The 2,446-nt window shown below is 74.8% G+C and carries 4 protein-coding genes; all 4 read right to left on the bottom strand.

The window, feature by feature from the left end:
- Positions 1-314 precede the first annotated feature (314 nt).
- A complete protein-coding gene (locus ACYVI6_RS18490; protein WP_460447762.1) occupies positions 315-962 on the bottom strand; it encodes an SDR family NAD(P)-dependent oxidoreductase in 648 nt (215 codons plus the stop codon).
- A gap of 94 nt (positions 963-1,056) precedes the next feature.
- On the bottom strand, positions 1,057-1,257 hold the full coding sequence (locus tag ACYVI6_RS18485) for a hypothetical protein (protein ID WP_460447761.1): 201 nt from the start codon (positions 1,255-1,257) through the stop codon (positions 1,057-1,059).
- Positions 1,254-2,111, bottom strand: a complete 858-nt coding sequence (locus tag ACYVI6_RS18480; RefSeq protein ID WP_460447760.1) for a manganese catalase — start codon at positions 2,109-2,111, stop codon at positions 1,254-1,256. Before ACYVI6_RS18480 ends, ACYVI6_RS18485 begins: the two co-directional genes overlap by 4 nt.
- 121 nt (positions 2,112-2,232) lie before the next feature.
- Positions 2,233-2,446 (bottom strand): NAD(P)H-hydrate dehydratase (locus tag ACYVI6_RS18475; RefSeq protein ID WP_460447759.1); only part of this gene is annotated, 214 nt, incomplete at its 5' end.

Here is a 2,446-nt window from a genome sequence, read left to right as displayed (position 1 = left end):
GCTCGGCGCGCACGACGACGCGGGTCGAGCGCCCGGCGGCGGCCAGCGCCTCGGCACCGGCGGCCAGGTCGAGGGCGTGCACGACGCCGCGCGGCGCCGGGGGCACCACGGCGGCCAGGCCGGTGGGCACGCTGCCGGCCCACGGCGGGGGTGATGCGCTGACGACGGGCACGTGGCCTCCCCGAAGCGGTCGGGGCGCCCGTGGTCTGGAGCGCTCGCCCGCGCGACGAGCACGCCGCCGGGCCTGGCCCCATCCTCACCGGGGTCACGCGGTCTGCAAGCCGGACGACGTCCGAGGTGGGCGGGCTGCGTGGCTACCGAGGTGGCTCCGTGCGGCCGACGAGCACCGCGCGGTGCAGCACGACGTCGGCGGGGAGGGTGACCGCGGTGCGCACGAGGTCGGCGACGTGCCCGGGATCGAGCAGCCGGTCGGGCGGCAGGCCCCAGCGGGCGTGCGCGGCGGCGTCGACCTCCGCCGGGCTCAGCGCGCAGACGCGCACCGGCCAGCCGTGCTCGCGGGCCCGCGCCTGCAGCGACTCCGTGACGTCGAGCAGGGCGGCTGCGGCAGGTCCGACGCCGGGCGGGACGATCGAGACGACGTCGGCCGGCAGCACGCGGGCTCCCCCCGCCAACAGCCCGCGCACGAAGGCGTCGCCGGAGGCGGCCGCGACCTCCCCCGGCACGGCGACGTGCACGAGGCAGTCGAAGGCATCGCGCCAGCGGACGAAGAGGCCGTCGACGACGTCGTCGACGGCCGCGCCGTCGTCCGCGTCGAGCCGCACCGCGTCACCGCTGTCGCCTGCGCGGGCGACGCGCCGGGCTGTGCCGGCGGCACCGACCTCGTCGACGTCGGCCACCACGACGTGCGCACCGGCCGCGGCGAGCGACAGGCAGACGGCGCGCCCGAGGCCGCTGCCGCCGCCGGTGACCAGGGCGACGCGGCCGGCCAGGTCGCGCGTCATGCGCGGTCCCTACCCCCAGGGAGGGCGGTTCATGCGCCCGTGGACGTGCACGGCCCCGCCCACCCGTGACGGGCGGACGGGGCCGGCGTGCTGGTCAGCGGACGGCGGGCGTCCGCACCGGGTGCCGCGGGGCGAGGTGCACCCCTCCGTCGCGCACCGCGCTCACGAGCACCCGGGCGAGCAGGTAGCCGAGCAGGACCACGGCTGCCGCACGCGTCGCACCGTCGCCGACGACGAGCGCGACGAGGCCGATCACGCCGTAGAGCCAGCGGGCGACCGCGTGCGGCAGGCTCACAGCAGGTCCTTGGCCCGCTGCAACAGGGTCTGCGGGTCGACCGGCGGGGTGCCGTACAGGCGCGGGTCGCCCGGCGGCAGCGAGGGACGGTCGCCGTGGGCGCGCGGGGTCTCCTCGATCGTGATCGGGCCGCTGCCGTCGTACGCCTCGCCCTGGGCCCACGCGCCGTCCATGGCGTTCGGGCCGTCGGAGGTGTGCACGTACAGCCGGGCGAACTCGTCGTGCTCCTGGTCGAGGTCGAACGCAGCGGGCACCGGCACCTGGTCGAGGCCGTCGGCCTTGAGCTCCTCGACGGCACGCAGCCACATCATCTGGTGCATGTGGTCACGCGTCAGCAGGAACCGGATCAGGTTGTGCACGCCCTTGTCGTCGGTCATGTGATACAGCCGGGCCACCTGCAGCCGGCCCTGCATCTCGGCCGTGGCGTTCAGCATGAAGTCGGCGTAGAGGTTGCCGCTCGCCGTGACGAAGGCCCCGCTCCACGGCACGCCGTTGCTGTCCTTGGGGTAGCCGCCGCCACCGGTCTCGAGCTGGTGCTGCGGGTTGCTGGTGGCCCACTCGGCCTTGAGCGTCTTGCCCTTGGCGTCGTCCTCCGACATCGGCGCCGCGTCGAGCAGGCGGCCGATCATCGTCGTGATCATCTCGACGTGGGCGAGCTCCTCGGTGCCGATGTCGAGCAGCATGTCCTTGTACTTGCCGGGGAGCCGGCAGTTCCACCCCTGGTACAGGTACTGCATGGCGACGGTCATCTCGCCCCACTTGCCACCCAGGACCTCCTGGAAGCGGCGGGCGAAGGCGGGGTCCGGGGCGTCGGGCTTGGCCTCGAACTGCAGCTCGTGGACGTGCGTGAACATACGTGTTCCTCCGTCAACTGTTGCTGTACCGTGTCAGTGAACTGGTCGTCCGTTCCACCGACACCGTGTCCCCGTCGACGGGGGTCCGGCTACTCGAAAGCCGGAAAGAAAAACTCTTGCGCTACTGCTCGACCTCGACCAGGGCCCGTGGCAGCATCGGGGTCAGCTCGCGTGCCAGGTAGCCGTAGGGCCCCACCTCGACGGCGAGCCGGTCGCCAGCGCGCCCGTGCAGGTGCGCGCCCCACACCGCGGCCTGCGCCGGCTCCGCGCCGCGCGCCGACAGGCCGGGCACGACGCCGGCCAGCACGACGCCCGACCCGGCGGTGCCGAGCCCG

The sequence above is a fragment of the Angustibacter aerolatus genome (genome assembly GCF_054776675.1).
Note: the sequence above shows the minus strand (reverse complement) of the source record. Positions and strands in the feature narration are given on the sequence as shown.